Source organism: Janthinobacterium sp. BJB301, assembly GCF_002735685.1.
GTDB lineage: Bacteria > Pseudomonadota > Gammaproteobacteria > Burkholderiales > Burkholderiaceae_D > Janthinobacterium > Janthinobacterium lividum.
The window spans coordinates 162,835-183,228 of the sequence record NZ_PDZJ01000004.1 but is presented as its reverse complement, the minus strand read 5'-3'; the positions used below and the strand labels follow the sequence as shown (position 1 = coordinate 183,228).

21 protein-coding genes are annotated in these 20,394 nt (G+C 60.2%); 10 read left to right on the top strand and 11 right to left on the bottom strand.

Annotated elements, in window-relative coordinates; translation table 11 throughout:
• Positions 1–380 precede the first annotated feature (380 nt).
• The 3 genes from chvE (at position 381) to mmsB (ending at position 4,259) form a co-directional block, all read left to right on the top strand.
• Positions 381–1,403, top strand: coding sequence for a multiple monosaccharide ABC transporter substrate-binding protein (gene chvE, locus CSQ91_RS22810; protein ID WP_223278970.1), 1,023 nt, complete (start codon positions 381–383; stop codon positions 1,401–1,403).
• 113 nt (positions 1,404–1,516) lie between these two features.
• The gene (gene mmsA, locus CSQ91_RS22805; protein ID WP_099389718.1) at positions 1,517–3,058 is read left to right on the top strand and encodes a multiple monosaccharide ABC transporter ATP-binding protein; all 1,542 of its coding nucleotides are present in this window, start codon (positions 1,517–1,519) and stop codon (positions 3,056–3,058) included.
• A complete protein-coding gene (gene mmsB, locus CSQ91_RS22800) occupies positions 3,048–4,259 on the top strand; it encodes a multiple monosaccharide ABC transporter permease (RefSeq protein WP_034783824.1) in 1,212 nt (403 codons plus the stop codon). Before mmsA ends, mmsB begins: the two co-directional genes overlap by 11 nt.
• A gap of 61 nt (positions 4,260–4,320) precedes the next feature.
• Here mmsB and CSQ91_RS22795 read toward each other — a convergent pair whose 3' ends face one another.
• Entirely contained in the window at positions 4,321–5,952 is a 1,632-nt protein-coding gene (locus CSQ91_RS22795; RefSeq protein ID WP_099389717.1) for an NAD(P)/FAD-dependent oxidoreductase, read from the bottom strand.
• The gene (locus CSQ91_RS22790) at positions 5,952–7,463 is read right to left on the bottom strand and encodes a polyamine aminopropyltransferase (RefSeq protein ID WP_070258319.1); all 1,512 of its coding nucleotides are present in this window, start codon (positions 7,461–7,463) and stop codon (positions 5,952–5,954) included. The genes CSQ91_RS22795 and CSQ91_RS22790 overlap by 1 nt, the downstream gene beginning before the upstream one ends.
• Before the next feature lie 60 nt (positions 7,464–7,523).
• Between CSQ91_RS22790 and CSQ91_RS22785 the strand changes: the two genes are divergently transcribed.
• The 7 genes from CSQ91_RS22785 to rsgA all read left to right on the top strand — a co-directional run bounded on the left by CSQ91_RS22785 (position 7,524) and on the right by rsgA (position 13,029).
• Positions 7,524–7,910 carry a DUF350 domain-containing protein gene (locus CSQ91_RS22785; protein ID WP_034783828.1) on the top strand — a complete coding sequence of 129 codons (387 nt, stop codon included), beginning with the start codon at positions 7,524–7,526 and terminating at the stop codon, positions 7,908–7,910.
• A 27-nt stretch (positions 7,911–7,937) separates the two neighbouring features.
• Complete coding sequence (locus CSQ91_RS22780) at positions 7,938–8,984, top strand: SPFH domain-containing protein (RefSeq protein ID WP_099389716.1); 1,047 nt, start codon at positions 7,938–7,940, stop codon at positions 8,982–8,984.
• A gap of 10 nt (positions 8,985–8,994) precedes the next feature.
• Entirely contained in the window at positions 8,995–10,458 is a 1,464-nt protein-coding gene (locus tag CSQ91_RS22775; protein WP_099389715.1) for a DUF4178 domain-containing protein, read from the top strand.
• A complete protein-coding gene (locus CSQ91_RS29020) occupies positions 10,455–10,625 on the top strand; it encodes a hypothetical protein (RefSeq protein ID WP_157814714.1) in 171 nt (56 codons plus the stop codon). The genes CSQ91_RS22775 and CSQ91_RS29020 overlap by 4 nt, the downstream gene beginning before the upstream one ends.
• A gap of 2 nt (positions 10,626–10,627) precedes the next feature.
• Positions 10,628–10,999: an adenosylmethionine decarboxylase gene (gene speD, locus CSQ91_RS22770; RefSeq protein WP_099389714.1), complete on the top strand. Its 372-nt coding sequence runs from the start codon at positions 10,628–10,630 to the stop codon at positions 10,997–10,999.
• A gap of 63 nt (positions 11,000–11,062) precedes the next feature.
• Entirely contained in the window at positions 11,063–11,617 is a 555-nt protein-coding gene (locus CSQ91_RS22765) for a hypothetical protein (protein WP_070257823.1), read from the top strand.
• A 347-nt stretch (positions 11,618–11,964) separates the two neighbouring features.
• On the top strand, positions 11,965–13,029 hold the full coding sequence (gene rsgA / locus CSQ91_RS22760; RefSeq protein WP_099389713.1) for a ribosome small subunit-dependent GTPase A: 1,065 nt from the start codon (positions 11,965–11,967) through the stop codon (positions 13,027–13,029).
• Positions 13,030–13,086: 57 nt separating this feature from the next.
• On the opposite strand, the gene CSQ91_RS22755 is transcribed toward rsgA, so the two are convergent.
• The 9 genes from CSQ91_RS22755 to CSQ91_RS22715 all read right to left on the bottom strand — a co-directional run bounded on the left by CSQ91_RS22755 (position 13,087) and on the right by CSQ91_RS22715 (position 20,186).
• Positions 13,087–13,506 (bottom strand): F0F1 ATP synthase subunit epsilon, encoded by a 420-nt coding sequence (locus CSQ91_RS22755; protein WP_034752707.1) that lies wholly within the window; start codon positions 13,504–13,506, stop codon positions 13,087–13,089.
• 62 nt (positions 13,507–13,568) lie between these two features.
• Entirely contained in the window at positions 13,569–14,969 is a 1,401-nt protein-coding gene (gene atpD, locus CSQ91_RS22750; protein WP_034752705.1) for a F0F1 ATP synthase subunit beta, read from the bottom strand.
• 29 nt (positions 14,970–14,998) lie between these two features.
• The gene (gene atpG, locus CSQ91_RS22745; RefSeq protein ID WP_034783836.1) at positions 14,999–15,874 is read right to left on the bottom strand and encodes a F0F1 ATP synthase subunit gamma; all 876 of its coding nucleotides are present in this window, start codon (positions 15,872–15,874) and stop codon (positions 14,999–15,001) included.
• A 62-nt stretch (positions 15,875–15,936) separates the two neighbouring features.
• Entirely contained in the window at positions 15,937–17,478 is a 1,542-nt protein-coding gene (gene atpA, locus CSQ91_RS22740) for a F0F1 ATP synthase subunit alpha (RefSeq protein ID WP_034752701.1), read from the bottom strand.
• Positions 17,479–17,556: 78 nt separating this feature from the next.
• On the bottom strand, positions 17,557–18,102 hold the full coding sequence (locus tag CSQ91_RS22735; RefSeq protein WP_034783838.1) for a F0F1 ATP synthase subunit delta: 546 nt from the start codon (positions 18,100–18,102) through the stop codon (positions 17,557–17,559).
• A 2-nt stretch (positions 18,103–18,104) separates the two neighbouring features.
• The gene (locus CSQ91_RS22730) at positions 18,105–18,575 is read right to left on the bottom strand and encodes a F0F1 ATP synthase subunit B (protein ID WP_034752697.1); all 471 of its coding nucleotides are present in this window, start codon (positions 18,573–18,575) and stop codon (positions 18,105–18,107) included.
• Positions 18,576–18,618: 43 nt separating this feature from the next.
• Positions 18,619–18,897, bottom strand: coding sequence for a F0F1 ATP synthase subunit C (gene atpE, locus CSQ91_RS22725; protein WP_034752695.1), 279 nt, complete (start codon positions 18,895–18,897; stop codon positions 18,619–18,621).
• Positions 18,898–18,956: 59 nt separating this feature from the next.
• The gene (gene atpB / locus CSQ91_RS22720; RefSeq protein WP_046681851.1) at positions 18,957–19,766 is read right to left on the bottom strand and encodes a F0F1 ATP synthase subunit A; all 810 of its coding nucleotides are present in this window, start codon (positions 19,764–19,766) and stop codon (positions 18,957–18,959) included.
• A 51-nt stretch (positions 19,767–19,817) separates the two neighbouring features.
• Positions 19,818–20,186 (bottom strand): ATP synthase subunit I, encoded by a 369-nt coding sequence (locus CSQ91_RS22715; RefSeq protein WP_034752692.1) that lies wholly within the window; start codon positions 20,184–20,186, stop codon positions 19,818–19,820.
• Positions 20,187–20,394: the final 208 nt, after the last annotated feature.

Sequence of the window (20,394 nt, the reverse complement as noted above, 5' to 3'; positions counted from 1 at the left end):
CCGATTCTGCGCGCCGCCCTGTGTCGCCGCAATTACGAAAATCACCAAATTGAATGATGATTATTGGTATTGCAGTGCACCAAAAAAAGCTGCCGACCGGCCCCCGTTTCCGCCCTGCCAGCAGGCGGGAAGGCGCGCAATGGCGCATTGCATCAATTGGCTTATCGATACCGTTTTGGATATCGCCAATGCGAAAAAAGTGATTGGTGAGGGATGGATGGACAAACTAGTATCAGCCGTGGCCTGCAATCGGCCATCCGCACGGAGCCCGCCCACTGGACGACGGCCCTGGCACATTCAACTATCGAAGACGGTGGAGACCTGAAATGAAAACAACAATGAAAATGCTGACCGCGAGCCTGGCGCTGGCCATCTCCGGCATGGCGGTAATGCCCGTGGCAAGCGCCGCCGACAAGGGCGCGATCGGCATCTCGATGCCAACCAAGTCGTCCATGCGCTGGATCGCCGATGGCGACAACATGGTCAAGGTATTCAAGGAGCGCGGCTACAAGACGGACTTGCAGTTTGCGGACGACGATATCCCGAACCAGCTGGCGCAGGTGGAAAACATGATCACCAAGGGCGCCAAGGTGCTGGTGATCGCCGCCATCGACGGCACCACCTTGTCGAACGTGCTGCAAAAGGCGGCCGACAAGGGCATCAAGGTCATCTCGTATGACCGTTTGATCCGCGGCACGAAAAACATCGATTACTACGCCACCTTCGACAACTTCCAGGTCGGCGTGCTGCAAGCGGGCTATATCGAATCGGCGCTAAAACTCAAGGAAGGCAAGGGCCCGTTCAATATCGAATTGTTCGGCGGCTCGGCCGACGACAACAACGCACACTTCTTCTACAACGGCGCGCTGTCGGTGCTGAAACCGTACATCGACAGCGGCAAGCTGGTGGTGCGCTCGAAGCAGATGGGCATGGAAAAGGTCGCCACCCTGCGCTGGGATGGCGCCGTGGCGCAGGCGCGCATGGACAACCTGCTCAGCGCCTACTACGGCAATGCGCGCGTCGACGCGGTGCTGTCGCCGTATGACGGCTTGAGCATCGGCATCCTGTCGTCGCTCAAGGGCGTCGGCTATGGCACGCCGAAACAGCCCTTCCCCGTCGTGACGGGCCAGGATGCGGAAATCCCGTCGGTGAAATCGATCATCCGCGGCGAACAGGCATCGACCGTGTTCAAGGACACGCGCGAACTAGCCAAGGTGACGGCGAACATGGTCGACGCGATGATGAGCGGCAAGACGCCGACCGTCAACGATACCAAGACCTATAACAACGGCGTGAAAGTCGTGCCGTCCTATCTGCTCAAACCCGTCACCGTCGACAAGGCGAACTGGAAGCAGGTGCTCGTCACCGGCAGCGGCTACTACACGGAAGCGCAAGTGAAATAAGCATCCAAGGTACTGAAGGCCCGGCGCTGCCGGGCCTTTCGCTTCATGCACGATCAAGAACAAGACTGCCGCACGACCGATGCCGACCAGCGCGGCCGTGCCAGAGAGGTTATATGACGAACACTATCCTGGAAATGCGCGGGATACGCAAAACATTCCCGGGCGTCGTTGCGCTCGACAATGTCAACCTGCGGGTACGCAGCGGCGAGATCCACGCCATCGTCGGCGAAAACGGTGCCGGCAAATCCACACTGATGAAAGTGCTGAGCGGCGTCTACGGCCATGGCAGCTATACGGGCGACATCGATTACCTGGGCCAGACGCGGCACTTCCGCGGCATCAAGGACAGCGAAGAAATCGGCATCATCATCATCCACCAGGAACTGGCGCTGGTGCCCCAGTTGTCGATCGCCGAGAATATCTTCCTCGGCAACGAGCCGGCCCACATGGGCGTCATCGACTGGGAATACGCGCAAGCGAAAACGCGCGAACTGCTGCACAAAGTCGGTCTGAAAGAGTCCCCGGACACACTGATCACCAACCTGGGCGTGGGCAAGCAGCAGCTGATCGAAATCGCCAAGGCGCTGTGCAAGGACGTCAAGCTGCTGATCCTTGACGAGCCGACGGCCAGCCTGAACGAAAGCGACAGCGCGGCCCTGCTCGACCTGCTGCTGGGCCTGAAAGCCCAGGGCATCGCCTCGATCCTGATCTCGCACAAGCTCAATGAAATTTCACGGGTCGCCGATGCCATCACGGTGCTGCGCGACGGGAACACGGTCGACAGTTTCGACTGCCGCATCGACGCCGTCAGCGAAGACCGCATCATCGAAAAAATGGTCGGGCGCGAAATGGCCGACCGCTATCCGCCGCGCACGCCCACCATCGGCGAGACCATTTTCGAAGTGCGCGACTGGCGCGTGTTCCATCCCGAGCATGCCGACCGCCCCGTCATCAAGGGCATCAATATGCATGCCAAAAAGGGCGAGATCATCGGCATCGCCGGCTTGATGGGCTCCGGGCGCACGGAACTGGCGATGAGCATTTTCGGCCGCGCCTACGGCCAGCGCATCAGCGGCACGGTACTCAAGAATGGCCAGGAAATCGACGTCAGCACCATCGGCAAGGCGATCGCCCACGGCCTCGCGTATGTCACGGAAGACCGCAAGGGCCTGGGCCTGATCCTCGAGGAAGACATCCAGAAGAACACCAGCCTGGCCAACCTGGACGCGATTTCAAAGCACATGGTGATCGACGAGCAGCGTGAATTCGGCGTGGCCGAGGAATTCCGCCGCAAGCTCAAGACCCGTTGTTCGAGCGTGGCGCAGAAGGTGGTCAACCTGTCCGGCGGCAACCAGCAGAAAGTGGTGCTGGCGAAATGGCTGTTTTCGCACCCCGACATCCTGATCCTCGATGAACCGAGCCGCGGCATCGACGTGGGCGCCAAGTACGAGATCTACAGCATCATCAGCGAGCTGGCCGCCGAAGGCAAATGCATCATCATGATTTCCTCGGAAATGCCGGAATTGCTGGGCATGTGCGACCGGATCTATGTCATGAACGAAGGCCGCTTCGCGGCAGAACTGAGCGCGGCAGAAGCATCGCAGGAACGCATCATGCGCGCGATCGTTACACACGGAGAAAACAATGGACAATAAATTGACAGCAGGCGCGCCAGCAACGCCAGCCGCGGCGCCGCAAGCGAAAAGCTATGCCGGCTTTTTGAAGAACAATATGCGCGACTACGGCATGCTGCTTTCCCTGATCGTCATCATGGGCTTTTTCCAGTACATGACCGACGGCACCCTGATGCAGCCGCTCAACCTGACGAACCTGGTGCTGCAAAACAGCTACATCGTCATCATGGCGCTGGGCATGCTGATGGTCATCGTGGCCGGCCATATCGATTTGTCCGTCGGCTCGGTGGTCGGCTTCGTCGGCGCGCTGGCGGCCGTCCTGATCGTCAACTACAACATGAACTTTGTCGCCGCCAGCATCATCTGCCTGCTGGCCGGCGCCGTCATCGGCGGCGCGCAAGGCTATTTTGTCGCCTTCTTTAAAATCCCGTCCTTCATCGTCACCCTGGCCGGCATGCTGGTGTTCAAGGGCCTGACCCTGGCCCTGCTGGCGGGCCAGTCGGTCGGCCCCTTCCCGGAAGGCTTCCAGATGCTCAGTTCGGGCTTCCTGCCCGACCCGTTCGGCGGCGAAAACCTGCGCGGCCTGTCATTGCTGCTGGGCGTGATCGCCGCCGCGGCGCTGATTATCACCTCGCTGCGCAGCCGCGCCAAGCAACTGAAGCACGGCATGGAAAACGAACCGCGCGCCTTCTTCCTGCTGAAAAACGCCATCTTCGCCGCCGTGATGGTGTATTTCAGCTACCTGCTGGCGTCGTACCGCGGCTTTCCCAACGTGCTGGCCGTGATGTCGCTGCTCATCGTCGCCTACACCTTCATTACCAACCGCACCGTGCTGGGCCGGCGCGTGTATGCCGTGGGCGGCAACGAGAAGGCGGCGCGCCTGTCCGGCATCAAGACGGAACGGGTCAGCTTCTACACCTTCGTCAACATGGGCATGCTGGCCGCGCTGGCCGGTTTGATATTCGCGGCGCGCCTGAACACGGCCACGCCGAAGGCCGGCACGGGTTTCGAGCTGGACGTGATCGCCGCCTGCTTCATCGGCGGCGCCTCGGCTTCGGGCGGCGTGGGCAAGGTGATGGGAGCCGTGATCGGCGCCTTCATCATGGGCGTGATGAACAACGGCATGTCCATCATGGGCATCGGCATCGACTACCAGCAGGTGATCAAGGGCCTGGTGCTGCTGGCGGCCGTCTTCATCGACGTGATCAACAAGAACAAATAGACCGGTTCGAGCCTTAGGGGGCTCTGGCCGGCGCTTGCGCCGGCCTTTTTCATTGATATCCTCATGTGGAAGCCAGGCGCGCCGCCCTGTCCCCCCACCACGCCGCTTCCTCGAACACGGAAAAGCCCGACAGATCGGCATGCGCGAACAGGATGGCGCCGTCGTGTTCGCGCAGCGCCTTCAGCCCCGCATTGCTGCGAAATCCCGGCAACGGTGCCGCCATGGCGTGGCCGCGCACGGTGATGTCGACCCGTTCGACGCAGCTGGCAAAATCGCGTCCATACGCCGTCTTCAAATCGACGCTGGCCAGCGCCAGCAATTCCTCCGGCGTGGCCACATCTAACCACTTGCGCGCTTCCTGCGGCGTGCGGTCGGACAGGGCCACGTAGGCGCTGAAGACGGTTTTCTCGGGCGGACGCACGCGGATATCCTGGTGCGTGGAGACGACATAGCCGAGGCCCGGTTCCTGGTACACCACGTTGTCCCAGCATAGCGGCGCATGCGGCAGTTCGTCGGGAAAGCGCTTGAGCAGGAAATTGGCCACCAGCCACGGCGCATACGCGGGCGTATCGCGTTTGAGGTCGTAGCCATAGCTGGCGATGTCGCTGACCACGCGCGCCGCCACATACAAGGGCATGGCGCAGATGGCCTTGCGCGCCTTGACCAGGTAAGTGCGCGGCTGGCCATCGACCAGCTCCAGGCACAGCGCTTCCACGCCCTGCTCCGTCGTCCGCACGGAAACCACCGTGCCCGCATGACGTTTGACACCTGAGGCCTGCTCCATGGCCGTGGCGACCGGTTGCATGCCGCCCGGCCAGGTCAGCCACGCGCCATTGCCGGCATTGGCCGCCTGTCCCCAGCGGCTGCAGTAGTAATGCAGGCCCGCCCAGGCCGAGACCTGGTCGTAGCGCGTGCCGTAGTCGTCGCGGCAGCAGTAATTCAAATACCAGTGCAGGGTGGGCGAGGTATAGCCTTCGCGCTCCATCCACTGCTTCAAGGTGATGGTGTCGAGCGCCTGCCAGGCCGGGTCTTGCGACGACTCCACGGTAGGAAAAACGAAGACGCGCTTGCCATCGTTGCCATGCGCCTGGCGCAGGCGCCGCACGTCGGCAAAGAAACGCTCGTGCTGCGCCAGTTCTTCGGCGGAAACGCCTTCGGTGGGAATGAAGCCATCCTGCCAGTGACCGTTGAACAGCAGGCGCTCTTCCGGCGCGTGCAGGATATAGCGCTCGTCATAAGTCGGCTTTTCCGCCTGCGGATCGCGCTGGATGATCCCCAAATCGAACAGGATCTCGCGCACATGGGTCGATTCGGGCGAAGGCAGCGGCAGGTAATGGCCGCCGGTCGGATAAGCCAGGTCGCCGAACTGCCCGCCGGCCGCGTTGCCATACGGCTGCGGCCCATCGATCATGAGGAAATCCTTGTGCCCCAGTTTATTCAAGCGCCAGGCCGCCGTCAGGCCGGCGATGCCGGAGCCGAGGATGGCGACATCCGTGGTGACGGTTGCCGAAGGCGCCGGCAGCGCCGTGCGCTCGCGCAGCAGCTTGCGCAAGTAATGCCCCTCGCTGCGGCCCGGATACAGCACCTTGGGCGTGATTTCCTGCCAGCGCAGATACGCGGCGATGCTGCCGATGCCAGCGGCTGCCGCTGCCGTGCCGCCGGCAGCCCACAGCATGAAGGAGCGGCGCTGCATCAGCGGATCACCCGGTTCCAGTCCTGCTCGAATTCATGCACGAGCGACTGGGTATTCAAGCGATTCGGCGCCATGGGCAGCGGCTGCATGTCGGGCGGGAAGATGAACATCTCGCGCGTGGTGTCCGCATTCAGGTAGCGCATCGGCAGACGATAGCTGGTGGGCGGTTTGTAGTCGAGCTGGGGCGAGGCCAGGATAAAACCCCATTCGCCGAACGAGGGCACGTAGGCGTGATAGGGCCAGGTGCGCATGCCCACTTCCCGCAGGGTCGAATTGATGGTCCAGTAGGCGTGCGGCGCAAAGAATGGCGACGTCGATTGCACCACCATCAGGCCCTTGGCCGCCAGGTGCTTTTTCACCAGGTCGTAGAACGGCACCGAGTACAGTTTGCCAAGCGCGAAGCTGGACGGGTCGGGGAAATCGACGATGGCCGCGTCGAACATGTCGCCGTTGTTGCGCAGCCAGACGGCGGCATCGGCATTGACGACGGTAACCCGCTTGTCCGAGAACGACTTATTATTCAGCTTTGCCAGTTCCGGGCGCGTGGTAAACGCGGCCGTCATGGCAGGGTCGAGGTCGACGACGGTGACGTGTTCGATCTGTGGATAACGCAGGATTTCGCGCAGGGCCAGGCCATCGCCGCCGCCCAGCACCAGCACGCGGCGCGCCCACGGCAACGCTTCCAGCACGGGGTGCACCAGCGCTTCGTGGTAGCGGTACTCGTCGCGCGAGGAAAACTGCAGGTTGCCATTGATGTACAGCCGCGTATCGTCCTTCCAGCGCGTGATCACCAGGCGCTGGTAGGGCGTGGTGGTGGAATACACGATCTGGTCGCCGAACAGGCCGTGTTCGCCCCAGGCCACCATGCGGTCCGACATGGCAAAGCCGGCGATCAGCAACAGCATCACGGCACAGGCGCGCAGCAAACGTCCTGTGAGATTTTTCAGCTCAGCGCGGAACACATAAATGCTCCACAGGCCCACGCCCACATTGAGCATGCCGAACAGGAAGCCCGTGCGCACCAGGCCCAGGTACGGCGACAGCACCAGCGGGAACAGCAGGGACACGGCCAGCGCGCCCAGGTAATCGAATGTCAGCACGCGGCTGACCAGTTCAGAAAATTCCGTCTGACGCGTGTTCAGGGCGCGCATCACCAGCGGAACTTCCATGCCGACCAGTGCGCCGATCAGGAACACCATCACATACAATAAGGTGCGAAATGGCGCGGCCATCCACGAAAAGGTCATGAACAGGATGGCAGCCGACAGGCCACCGATCAAGCCCACGGCCAGTTCGATGTCGACGAAGCGCGAAAGCACGTCATCGTCCTTTACATACTTTGAAAAGTGAGCGCCCACACCCATAGCGAACAGGTAGCAGCCAATGATGGTGGAAAACTGCAGGATGGAGTCGCCGAGCAGGTAGCTGGACATGGCGCCGGCGATCAGCTCGTACGCGAGGCCGCAGGAAGCGACCACGAAGACGGACAAAATCAGAATCTTTTTGTTCATTGGACTTTTTTTGTTCTAATATGCGTTGACGTTATCAAATACTCATTTGTGAGGAATGCCGTGCCCGCCATCCTAAACTATCTGATCCATCTTTTACTGGCCGCCGGGCTGCTGATTGTATTTTTTATCATCTACACGCGCGTCACGCCGTATAACGAAGTGCTGCTGATCCGCCAGGGCAACCAGGCGGCGGCCCTGTCGCTGGGCGGCGCCATGCTGGGCTTTTCCGCCACCATCGCCTCGTCCCTGATGCACACGGCCGACTACCAGCAGTTCTTCGCCTGGGCTTTTGGCGCCATGGTGGTGCAATTGCTCGCCTATGTGGTCACCACGCGCCTGCTGCGCATGTCGAAAGACCAGATCGAATCGAACAACAGCGCCTTCGGCGGCCTGCTGGCCGCCATTTCCCTGTCGATCGGCGCCATCAACGCCGCCTGCATTTCCTGACGTTTTACCTCATTCAAGGACACCATCATGAGCCTCGGCAGCTTTATCAAGAAGCAGTTTATCGACGTACTGCAGTGGAACGAAGAAACGGAAGGCGTACTGGCCTGGCGTTTTCCCATGCAGGATTTCGAGATCCAGAACGGCGCCATCCTGAATGTGCGCGAATCGCAGGTGGCCGTCTTCGTCAATGAAGGCAAGATCGCCGATGTCTTCGGTCCCGGCACGCACAAGCTGACGACGCAGACCTTGCCGTTGCTGACCAACCTGAAAAACTGGGACAAGCTGTTCGATTCGCCCTTCAAGTCGGACGTGTATTACTTCAGCACCCGCGTGCAGACGGGCCGCAAATGGGGCACGCCGCAGCCGATCACCATCCGCGACAAGGATTTCGACATGATCCGCGTGCGCGCCTTCGGCATGTACTCGTACCGCATCGCCGACGCCCGCACCTTCTTCACCGAGATCAGCGGCACGCGCGAAGTCTATACGCGCGACGAAGTGGAAGATCAATTGCGCGGCATTCTGATGTCGAGCATGGCCAGCTCACTGGGCGGCGCGAATGTCCCCTTCCTCGACATGGCGGCCAACCAGGCGCTGATGGCGCAAGAGGTCAAGGATGGCCTGGCGCAGGCCTTTGCACGCTATGGCGTGGGTCTCGATGAATTCAATGTGGCCAGCATCAGCCTGCCCGAGGAATTGCAGGCGGCGCTGGACGAGCGCATCTCGGCCGGCATGAAGGGCGGCCTGGGCGCCGACAAGATGAGCGGCTTTACGAAATTCCAGGTGGCCAATGCGATCCCGCTGGCGGCGCAGAACGAAGGCGGCATGGCCGGCATCGGCGCGGGACTGGGTGCCGGGCTGTCGATCGGCCAGGTGATGGCGCAAAGCATGGGCGGTGCGCTGCAGCAGCCGGCGCCTGCCCCCGCCGCGCCGCCTGCGGCGCCACCGGCCCCCGTGGAAGAACCGATCGAGACGCGCCTGGAAAAACTCAAGGGCTTGCTCGACAAGGGGCTCATCTCGCCGGCCGACTACGACGGCGCCAAGGCTGAACTGCTGAAAAAACTGATCGGCTAAGCGCGACTGCATGCAAACTGTTTCCTGTCCCAGCTGCGGCGCGGAAGTCCACTTCCGCTCGCACGCTTCCGTGCTCGCCGTGTGCGAGTACTGCTACAGCACCATCCTCAAGGACGCCGATTCCGTCAAGGACGTGGGCAAGATGTCGGCCGTCCTCGAGGATTACTCGCCGATCCAGGTCGGCACGGCCGGCGTGCACGATGGCGTGCACTTCACCGTCGTCGGCCGCATCCAGCAGCGCTACAGCGCCGGCACGTGGAACGAGTGGTATCTGCTGTTCGACGACGCCAGCACGGCGTGGCTGGGAGATTCGTCCGGCCTGTACACGCTGACGCGCGTACGCAGCACGCAAGACGCGCTGCCCGCCTTTGCCGAGCTGGCGCCGGGCAGGCGCTACACGATCTGCGGCGAACCGTACACGGCGGCCGAGATCCGCAGCGCCGAATGCATCGCCGGCCAGGGAGAACTGCCGTTCAAGGTGGGCGCCGGCTGGCGCATCCAGGTGGCGGACTTCCGCAACTACGCCAGCTTTGTCACGCTCGACTACACGGATGGCCCGCAACCCGTCGTCTACCAGGGCGTCGCCGTCACCCTGGAGGGCTTGCAGTGCCAGCTGCTGCGCGACGACGACGCCATCGCCAGGAGCGCTGGCAAGTACCGCGGCAAGCTCGACGCGCTCGACTGCCCGTCCTGCGGCAGCGGCATCGGCTATGTCCCCGGCGCGGCGGCGCAGCTGGTGTGTCCCGCCTGCCATGCGCAGCTCGACGCCAGCGGCCCGGAAGCGCAGGTGCTGGCCATCGGCAAGCAGGTGCACGACAACGCCGACATCACGCTGGAGCTGGGCGCCAGCGCGAAGATCAGCAATGTGGACTTCACGGTGATCGGCATGATGCGGCGCGCCGACGACGAAGGCAGCGAGTGGAACGAATACCTGCTGTACAACGCGCGCGCCGGCTTCTTCTGGCTGGTGGAGACGGACGATGGCTGGTCGCGCTCGAACGTGCTGCCGAACTGGCCCAACTGGGCGTCGCTGGACGCCGATACCTGCACGCTCGATGGCGCCACCTACCGCAAACTGTATGACTACGGCTCGCAGGTCGTGTATGCGGCGGGCGCCTTCAACTGGAAGGTGGCCGTCGGCGACAGCACGCGCGTGTTTGAATTCGAGCAGGGGCAGACCAAGCTGGCGGCAGAGCTCACCGGCGAGGAAATGACCTGGTCGCGCTCCGTGCCCGTCGCCTATGACCAGATGGCCGCCTGGTTCGGCAGCGCCTTCCATGGCGGCGACAAAGTGCAGAATATCCAGCTGAGCCATCGCGGCATCGCCAAGGTCTTCATCATCATCGTGCTGGTCTTGAATGCGATTCCCATGTTTGTCTCGTTCTCCAGCACCTTGATGTGGAGTTTGCTGGGCTGCCTGGCGCTGTTCCTGCCTGCCGCTTTTCTCGACAAGAATGCAAAGAATCCCCCATGAGTAAATACGTGATCTATGCCCTGATGGTGACCTTCAGTGTCACGGCCGCCAACTGGGTGCGCATGTTCAAGGTGGCCGGCAGCAGCAGCGGCAGCAGCTGGAGTTCGCGCACGGGCAGCGGCGGCGGCAGCTATGGCGGCGGCTCCAGCGGCGGCAGCCACAAATAAGCATGGCAGCCACACCGCATCTGCCCCTGGGCACCCACTTGCTGGCCGATTTGTCGGGCATCGCGCCGGCACGCCTGCGCGACGGCGCCGCGCTCGAGCGCCTGCTGCGCGACGCTGCCATCACGGCTGGCGCGCAGGTGCTGCACAGCCATTTCCACAGCTTTGGCGCCGGCCAGGGCGTCACCGGCGTGGTGCTGCTGGCTGAATCGCACATCTCCATCCACACCTGGCCGGAATGCGGCTTTGCCGCCGTCGATATCTTCATGTGCGGTGCGGCCCGGCCGCAACTGGCGCTCGATGCCATCAAGGATGCCTTGCAGGCGGCGCACTGCCAGCTGCAATCCGTGCGGCGCGCACCGCCTGGGCAAGCCTAGCGTCGCTGGTGGATCGCGTGGGGATCGCTTACACTGTCGGCTCATTCCCCAACCGTGACTCCCATGCGCCGTTCCGCCCTCCTTGCCCTGCCCCTGCTGCTGCTGGTTTCCGCCTGCGATGACTACACGGCGCCCAGCCTGTACCAGGCCACCACGCCCGAGTGCAAGACGTGGACGGAGGGCTCGCGCTTCGAGCTGCCGCGCGGTATCAGCGTGTATGCCACGCCGCCCGTCACGCTGAAGGAAGGCGGCACGGAGCTGGCACTGATTTTTACTTTACCCGTCGGCACGCAAGCCAGTTTTACGCGCCTGTCCTTCCTGCTGGAAGAGCCGAAACAGCAGCCGTTCGCCGAGGCGAAAGTGCTGACCATCTACCAGCGCGGCATGAACCAGAAGGCGGAAATCGTCGACGTCATCGAAAAGCTGCCCATCATGTTTGCCGCCGTCGGCAACAGCAAGGAAACCCAGTGGCGGCTGCGCCTGCAACTGCCGCGCCAGCTGCCGCAGCGTTTCGACCTGTCCATGCCCGACATGCTCGTCGCCGGCAAGCGCTACCCGGTGCGCACGTTTACCTACCGCTATTTCCCGGAGCGCAGCGCTTACGGCATGTGCAGCTAATTCAACAATCGCGCCAACAATGTGTCGGATTACGCCCTGCGGACTAATCCGACCTACGGCATGTGCAGCTGAGCCACACGGTCGATTGACGGCGGCGCGCGCCGCTGGCACACTGGCGTTTTCCATCACACCTCAGGAGTAGACAACATGCGCCATTCGGATACTGCCGTGCTGTCGGCTGCCTGATCACTGTTTTCCCCGCTAACACCCTTAGCTCGCCCTTCCCCATACGCGTGATCGCGTAGCCGACTTCCCCCTTCTTTCGTGCCAGTCATGGCGACTGGCGGTGCCTGCACGCGCAGGCTTCACGTCCGCACGCGGACGACAGAATCTGGAATCACGCTACCATGATCACATTCGATTTTGCGCAACTACGCCTTATCGGGCTGCAGCAGGCCATCGCCAGCGCAGCCACCCAACTCGACATCTCCTCCCCCGCCGCGCAGCTGCTACGCGTGAGCGCCGTGCACCGCGACAGCATCGGCGTGCACGACGGCATCCTGGAACACGGGGCGCAGGTCCTGCCACGCCTGCTGCACGAGCTGCAGGCGCAGGACACCATCCTTGCCGTTGGCGACTGGGTCGCCGCCGAACACGATGGTTACGGCATGCTGTGGATAACGGCGCACTTATCCCCAGTCACGCAGATCGGCCGGCGCGGCAATGACGGCCGGCGGCAAGTGCTCGCCAGCAATGTCGATACGGCCCTGCTGGTGATGGGACTGGACGAAGACTTCAACCCGCGCCGGCTGGAACGCTATCTGGCCATCGTGCTGGCGGCCCAGGTCAGCCCCGTGGTAGTGCTGAGCAAGGCCGACGTGGCCGACGACGTGCCGGGCAAGCTGGCCCAGCTCAAACTGCGCCTGCCGCCCCACGTGCCGCTGTTTGCCATCGATACGCGCCATGCGTATGACGTGGCCATCCTGGAACCCTGGCTGGACGCCGGCCAGACCCTGGTACTGCTCGGTTCATCGGGCGCGGGCAAGTCCAGCCTGACCAACACCCTGGCTGCGGCACGACAGGCAACCAACGGCGTGCGCCATGGCGACGGCCGTGGCCGGCACACGACGACGGCACGCTCGCTGCACCTGTGCGCCAGCGGCGCCTGCATCATCGACACGCCGGGCTTGCGCAGCTGGCGCGCGGACGCCGATGCGGAAACGCTGGCTGCCACCTTCGACGATATCGCGGCGCTGGCAGCGACATGCCAGTTCCGCGATTGCCAGCATGCCAGCGAGCCCGGTTGCGCCGTGCGCGGCGCCGTCGATGGGGACCGCCTGCGTAATTATCACAAGCTGCTGCGCGACGCGCGCCGCAGCGAGGAAACGCCGCTCGAACGCATTGCCGCGCGCGCCAAGTGGAAGACGATATTGAAGGCGGGGCTGGAAAGGGGAAAGGACAAGCGCCGCTAATTTTTGCTGAAAAAAAAGGCAGCCCGCAGGCTGCCTTTCTTGTGCGGCGCAGATGGATTACATCTTGCGCAGCTTCTGGATCGCTGCCAGCTGCGCAATCGCGCTGGCCAGCTCGGCTTGCGCTTGCGCGTAGTCGATGCCCGAATCCTTGTTGTGGATATTTTCTTCCGCCAACTTCTTCGCTTCCAGCGCTTTCGCTTCGTCGAGGTCGTGACCGCGGATCGCGGTATCGGCCAGGACGGTCACGGTATCCGGTTGCACTTCCAGCAGGCCGCCGGCAACGAAGACGAACTCTTCTTCAGCCTGGCCGACTACCTTGATGCGGACCGCGCCCGGACGGATGCGGGTAATCAAAGGCGTGTGGCGTGGGTAGATACCCAGCTCGCCCTGTTCACCCGGCAACGCGACGAATTCTGCTTCGCCTGAAAAAATCAGTTCTTCAGCGGAAACCACGTCAACGTGAATTGTGTGTGCCATGTGTGTCCTATCGGGTTGAAGAACCCCGCCGTGTAAGGGGCGGGGTTAGGCCCAGACTTAACTTAGTTAAGTTTCTTGGCTTTTTCGATTGCTTCTTCGATCGTGCCGACCATGTAGAACGCTTGTTCCGGCAGGTGATCGAGTTCGCCCGAAGCGATCATTTTGAAGCCCTTGATCGTGTCTTTGAGCGAAACGTATTTACCAGGCGCGCCGGTAAAGACTTCAGCGACGTGGAAAGGCTGCGACAGGAAACGCTGCATCTTACGTGCGCGGGCGACCAGCAGTTTGTCTTCCGGTGCCAGCTCGTCCATACCCAGAATCGCGATAATGTCGCGCAATTCCTTGTAGCGTTGCAGGGTCGTTTGCACGGCACGCGCGGTGTCATAGTGCTCTTGACCAACGATCAACGGATCCAGCTGACGCGAGGTCGAATCCAGTGGGTCCACGGCTGGGTAGATACCCAGGGAAGCGATGTCACGCGACAGCGCAACGGTCGAATCCAAGTGAGCAAACGTGGTAGCAGGCGACGGATCGGTGTAATCATCGGCTGGAACGTAGACGGCCTGGATCGAGGTGATCGAACCGGTCTTGGTCGACGTGATACGCTCTTGCAGACGGCCCATTTCTTCAGCCAGGGTCGGTTGGTAACCCACAGCCGACGGCATACGGCCCAGCAGTGCCGATACTTCGGTACCAGCCAGCGTGAAGCGGTAGATGTTGTCGACGAAGAACAGAACGTCCTTGCCTTCATCACGGAACGATTCAGCGATCGTCAGGCCGGTCAGCGCAACGCGCAGACGGTTACCTGGCGGTTCATTCATCTGACCGTAGACCATCGCGACTTTGGAGTTCTCCGGGTTTTCCAGATCGACCACTTTCGCGTCAGCCATCTCGTGGTAGAAGTCGTTACCTTCACGGGTACGCTCACCCACGCCGGCGAACACGGACACGCCGCTGTGCGCTTTGGCGATGTTGTTAATCAGTTCCATCATGTTGACGGTCTTGCCTACGCCAGCGCCGCCGAACAGACCAACTTTACCGCCTTTTGCAAACGGGCACACCAGGTCGATCACCTTGATGCCGGTTTCCAGCAGTTCTTGCGATGGCGACAGTTCGTCGTATGCAGGAGCGGTGCGGTGGATCGACGCGATCTGCTCGTGCGACACAGGGCCGCATTCGTCGATCGGGTTGCCCAGCACGTCCATGATGCGACCCAGGGTTGCTTTACCGACTGGCACCATGATAGGTTTGCCGGTATTTTGAATCATCATGCCGCGACGCAAGCCATCGGACGAACCGAGTGCAATGGTACGGACAATGCCGTCGCCCAACTGCTGTTGTACTTCCAGGGTCAGTTCCGAGCCTGCCATCTTCAAGGCATCAAATACCTTAGGCATCGCGTTGCGGGGAAACTCAACGTCCACCACAGCGCCGATACACTGAACGATTTTGCCATCAGCCATGTTCGTTCCTTCAATATAGTTAAATTCGTTTAAACCGCAGCCGCACCGGCGACGATTTCGGAGAGTTCTTTGGTAATCGCAGCTTGGCGGGTCTTGTTGTAGATCAGCTTCAATTCGCCGATCACACTACCCGCGTTGTCGCTTGCAGCTTTCATCGCGACCATCCGTGCCGATTGCTCGGACGCCAGATTCTCCGCGACTGCCTGGTACACCAGCGCTTCTACATAGCGCTCCAGCAATTCGTCGATCACGCTTTGCGCGTCCGGCTCGTAGATGTAATCCCACGAGTGGGCACCCTTGTCGGCGACCATCTTGTCGGCCGTCAGGGGCAGCAATTGCTCCACGACTGGTTCCTGTTTCATCGTGTTGATGAATTTGGTGTAGCACAGGTACACTGCATCGATCTTGCCTGCCTGGAACTCTTCGAGCATGACCTTGACAGGTCCGATCAGTTTATCCAGGTGGGGCGTATCACCGGTTTGAATGGCGTGCGCAATGATCTTGACGCCGATGCGATTCAAAAAACCCAAACCCTTGTTACCGATGGCAACTGCTTCAACCCGGTTGCCAGCTGCTTCCAGCTCGCGCGACTTCGACGTCACCTGGCGCAGGATGTTGGTGTTCATGCCGCCGCACAGACCCTTGTCGGTCGTGACAACGATGAAACCCACTGCCTTCGCTTGCGTACCCTGGGCAGCTGCCAGGAACGGGTGCGTGTATTCCGGATTGGCGGTCGCCAGATTGGCGGCGATATTCCGAATCTTGTCACTGTAGGGACGAGCGGCCCGCATCCGGTCTTGCGCCTTGCGCATTTTGGACGCGGCGACCATTTCCATCGCCTTGGTGATCTTCTTCGTATTCTCTACGCTCTTGATCTTGCCTCGTATCTCTTTGCTTGATGCCATGAGTCCTTACTCCTTCTGCGCGTAGGGCGGCGCCTCACTCGAAGTGGGCGCCGCCTGGCCGCTTAATATGCGCCGGATTTCTTGAAATCAGCAATGGCCGCCGACAGAGTTGCTTCGCTGTCTTTGTCGAGTTGCTTGGTTTCTTCGATCTTGGCCAGCAGAGCAGCTTGCTTGGTCTTCATGTAAGCGTGGACACCAGCTTCGAACGACAGCACTTGCTTGACTGGCACGTCGTCCATGAAGCCTTTGTTCACCGAGAACAGCGATACGGCCATCAGCGAGATCGACAGTGGCGAGTATTGGGCTTGCTTCAGCAATTCCGTTACGCGCGCGCCGCGGTCCAGCTGCTTGCGGGTCGATTCATCCAGGTCCGAAGCGAACTGCGCAAACGCAGCCAGTTCACGGTACTGCGCCAAGTCGGTACGGATACCGCCGGACAGGTTTTTGATGACCTTGGTCTGGGCGGCGCCACCGACGCGCGATACGGAAATACCGGCGTTAATGGCAGGACGGATACCGGCGTTGAACAGCGAGGTTTCCAGGAAGATCTGGCCGTCGGTAATCGAAATCACGTTGGTTGGAACGAATGCGGACACGTCGCCAGCTTGCGTTTCAATGATCGGCAGCGCCGTCAGGGAACCGGTCTTGCCTTTGACCGCGCCGTCGGTGAACTTCTCGACGTAGTCGGCGTTCACGCGTGCTGCGCGTTCCAGCAGGCGGCTGTGCAGGTAGAACACGTCGCCTGGGTACGCTTCGCGACCTGGTGGACGGCGCAGCAGCAGCGAGATTTGACGGTATGCAACAGCTTGTTTGGACAGATCATCGTAGACGATCAGTGCATCTTCACCGCGGTCACGGAAGTATTCGCCCATGGCGCAACCGGAGTACGGCGAGATGTATTGCATGGCGGCCGATTCCGAAGCGGAAGCGGCGACAACGATGGTGTATTCCATCGCGCCGTGCTGTTCCAGCGAGCGCACGATGTTCTTGATCGACGAGGCTTTTTGGCCAATCGCGACGTAGATACATTTCATGCCCTGGCCTTTTTGATTGATGATCGCATCAATCGCCACAGCCGACTTGCCGGTTTGACGGTCGCCGATGATCAGTTCGCGCTGGCCGCGGCCAACTGGAACCATCGCATCGATCGACTTCAGGCCGGTTTGCATTGGTTGCGAAACGGACTCGCGGGCGATCACGCCCGGAGCGATTTTTTCAATCGCGGCCGTCAGTTTCGTTTCGATGGCGCCTTTGCCGTCGATTGGCTGACCCAGCGCGTTGACAACGCGGCCGAGCAGCTCAGGACCGACTGGCACTTCCAGAATGCGGCCGGTGCATTTCACCGTGTCGCCTTCGGAGATGTGCTCGTAGGCACCCAGAATCACGGAACCGACGGAGTCGCGTTCCAGATTCATTGCCAGGCCAAACGTATTGCCTGGGAATTCCAGCATCTCACCTTGCATCACGTCCGACAAACCGTGGATGCGGCAGATACCGTCGGCGACGGAAATAACCGTGCCTTGATTACGCACTTCAGCGCCGCCGTCAAGACCTTGGATCCGGCTCTTGATCAACTCGCTGATTTCAGATGGGTTGAGTTGCATACTAACTCCTAAAAGTGTTTCTCTCAGCTTGCGCGAGGGGTAAGGGTCTGTCTTAGCTGGCCTGCCGAAGCGCGTGTCTTACGACACCAGTGCAGCGTGCAGTTGCTGCAGCTTGGCGCGCACCGAGGTATCGAGCACTTGGTCGCCAACGACCACGCGCACGCCGCCGAGCAGCGATGGATCCACTGTGACGGCAGGGTTGAGCTTACGACTGAATTTCTTTTCCAGCGTTGCGACCAGCTCGGCCGTTTGGCCTTCGCTCAGATCGAAAGCGCTCGTGATCTCGGCGTCAGCCGCACCTTCCAGACCGTTTTTCAACGTATGGAATTGCGCGCCGATTTCCGGCAGCAGGCTGATGCGGCCATTTTCGATCAACATCGTGACGAAGTTTTTCACTTCCTCATTGAGCGGCGATTTCAACAACGACAGGATGGTGGCGGCGACGTCGCTTTCCGAAACTTTCGGATTGCGCGCGTACGCCTGTACCTCGGGGTGGCTACCGATCTGTGCCAGTTCGGACACCAGCTCGGACCACGCCGCGAGGTTGCTTGACTCCTTACCAGCTTGGGCTACGCGGAACAAAGCTTCCGCGTAGGGACGGGCGACGGTTGCGAGTTCTGCCATGATTACAGCTCGACAGCAAGACGCTGCAACATTTCGGCGTGAGCCGTAGCGTTAACTTCACGCTTCAAGATCTGCTCGGCACCCTTGACAGCCAGGTCAGCCACCTGAGCGCGCAATTGTTCGCGTGCTTTCGACAGTTGCTGTTCGGCGTCCGACTGGGCTTGCGCAATGATACGCGCAGCTTCAGCTTGTGCATTTTGCTTGATCTCTTCAGCAACCAGCTGCGCGCGCTTTTCAGCGTCCGCAACGCGTTGCGACGCTTCTTCACGTGCACTGTTCAATGCCTCTTGCGCACGCTTTTCAGCGACAGCCATCGAAGCTTGACCTTGATCGGCCGCAGCCAATCCATCCGCGATTCGTTTGGCACGCTCATCCAGCGCATTGTTCAGCGCTGGAAATACGAACTTCATCGAGAACCAGACCAACACCGCGAAGGTGATCATCTGGCCGATGAGCGACATATTGATGTCCATACCTTTGCTCCTAACTAAAAGTTTCTCCTAGGGTTGGAGCGAATTACTGAGCAACAGCCGTCAGAGCGGACAGGAACGGGTTAGCGAACGTGTACAGCAGAGCAACACCAACGCCGATCATCGAGATAGCATCCAGCAGACCAGCGATAACGAACAGTTTGGTTTGCAGTTGTGGCATCAGTTCTGGTTGACGTGCCGAAGCTTCCAGGAATTTGCCACCCAAGATAGCGAAGCCCAGAGCGGTGCCGATTGCGGCCAGGCCGATGATGATTGCTGCTGCCAGAACGGTCATGCTTTGTACTTGTGCGATCAGAGCTTGCATAAAATTCTCCTAAATTTAAAAACGAAAGATACTAAAAAAACAAAATATAAAGTTAATGATTAATGTTTCTCAACCGCAAGGCTCAGATACACAACCGTCAACGCCATAAACACAAAAGCTTGCAAAGTTACAATCAAGATATGGAAAATTGCCCATGGACCACCCAACGCCCACTGTGCCCACCAAGGCAACAACGCGATCAAGATGAAAATCAGTTCGCCGGCGTACATATTGCCGAACAGTCGCAGCGACAGGGAGATCAGTTTTGCAACCAGCTCAACCATTTGCAGCAAGAAATTGACAGGTGCCAGGGCGATCGTGCCGATCAGGCCGCTCGCATGGAACGGTGCCGTGAACAGTTCCTTGATCCAGCCGCCCAGGCCCTTGGCCTTGATCGAGAAGGCGATCACGCACAGCACGACCGACAGCGACATGGCGAAGGTGTGGTTGACGTCGGCGGTCGGCACGGCGCGCAGTTTATGCACGCCAAACCAGCTCAGAATCTTCGGCAACAGGTCAACCGGCAGGAAGTCCATCGCGTTGAGCAACCAGACCCACACAAAAATAGTGATGGCCAGCGGCGCGATGACCTTGCTTTTCGCGTGGAAGGCCCCATTAATAGTGTCATTGACGATTTCCATGACCATTTCGACGAAGTTTTGCAACTTGCCAGGGACACCAGCCGTCGCGCGGCGCGACGCCATATAGAAAACAGCCAGGAAAACAAAGCCCAGAATGGCCGAAATCCAGAACGTATCCAGATTGATCATGCCGTCGGCACTTCTCAGGTGGGCCAGATGGTGACTGATGTATTCTGTGGCGTTGGCCGGGGCAGCATGGCCCGCTTCAATAGCGTGTTCTGTGGTCATAATGAATTTAGATTTGTCGTTTCAGAGCACAACAGGCCCCAAAACCAATGATTAAACAGCGAGCAATGAAAACCAGTATGCTAAGGTTGCCACCGCGAAACCCAAGATCAGCCATAACCAGGCGGCCGACTGAAACAACACCAGTGCCAATATAAACAGCACCGCTGTGATAAATATTTTCACCACTTCTGCGCGCAAATGCGCCCGGAATGCCTTGTTGGCGTCGCTAGAACCGCGAACCACCAGCAGGGCATACACCAGGCTACCGATGACTGCGATAGCGCCGCCGTATGCGGCGGACCAGCCTCTGACACTGCCACCGAAAAACAGGGTGACCGTGGCAAAGCTGATAGCGATTGCTAGCTGCAATGCAACTACTTTGTAGACTGGTTTGGCAATACTTTGTTGTGAATCACTCAATTGCCAGGTTCCCAGAAAAATCTACACACGCAAAGACACGGGATTATAGTTGGCTTTGATCTATAGAGTCAAACGTTGCTGCACCGCAGCAGGGCAATTGCTGCGTGAAACTGACGCTTTACCGACTATTCGCCGCCATTTGCACCACTATATGGCAAAGTCGCTTGTCTGGCCGCTTCCAGCCGTGTTATCAAGGAATCACGTGGTG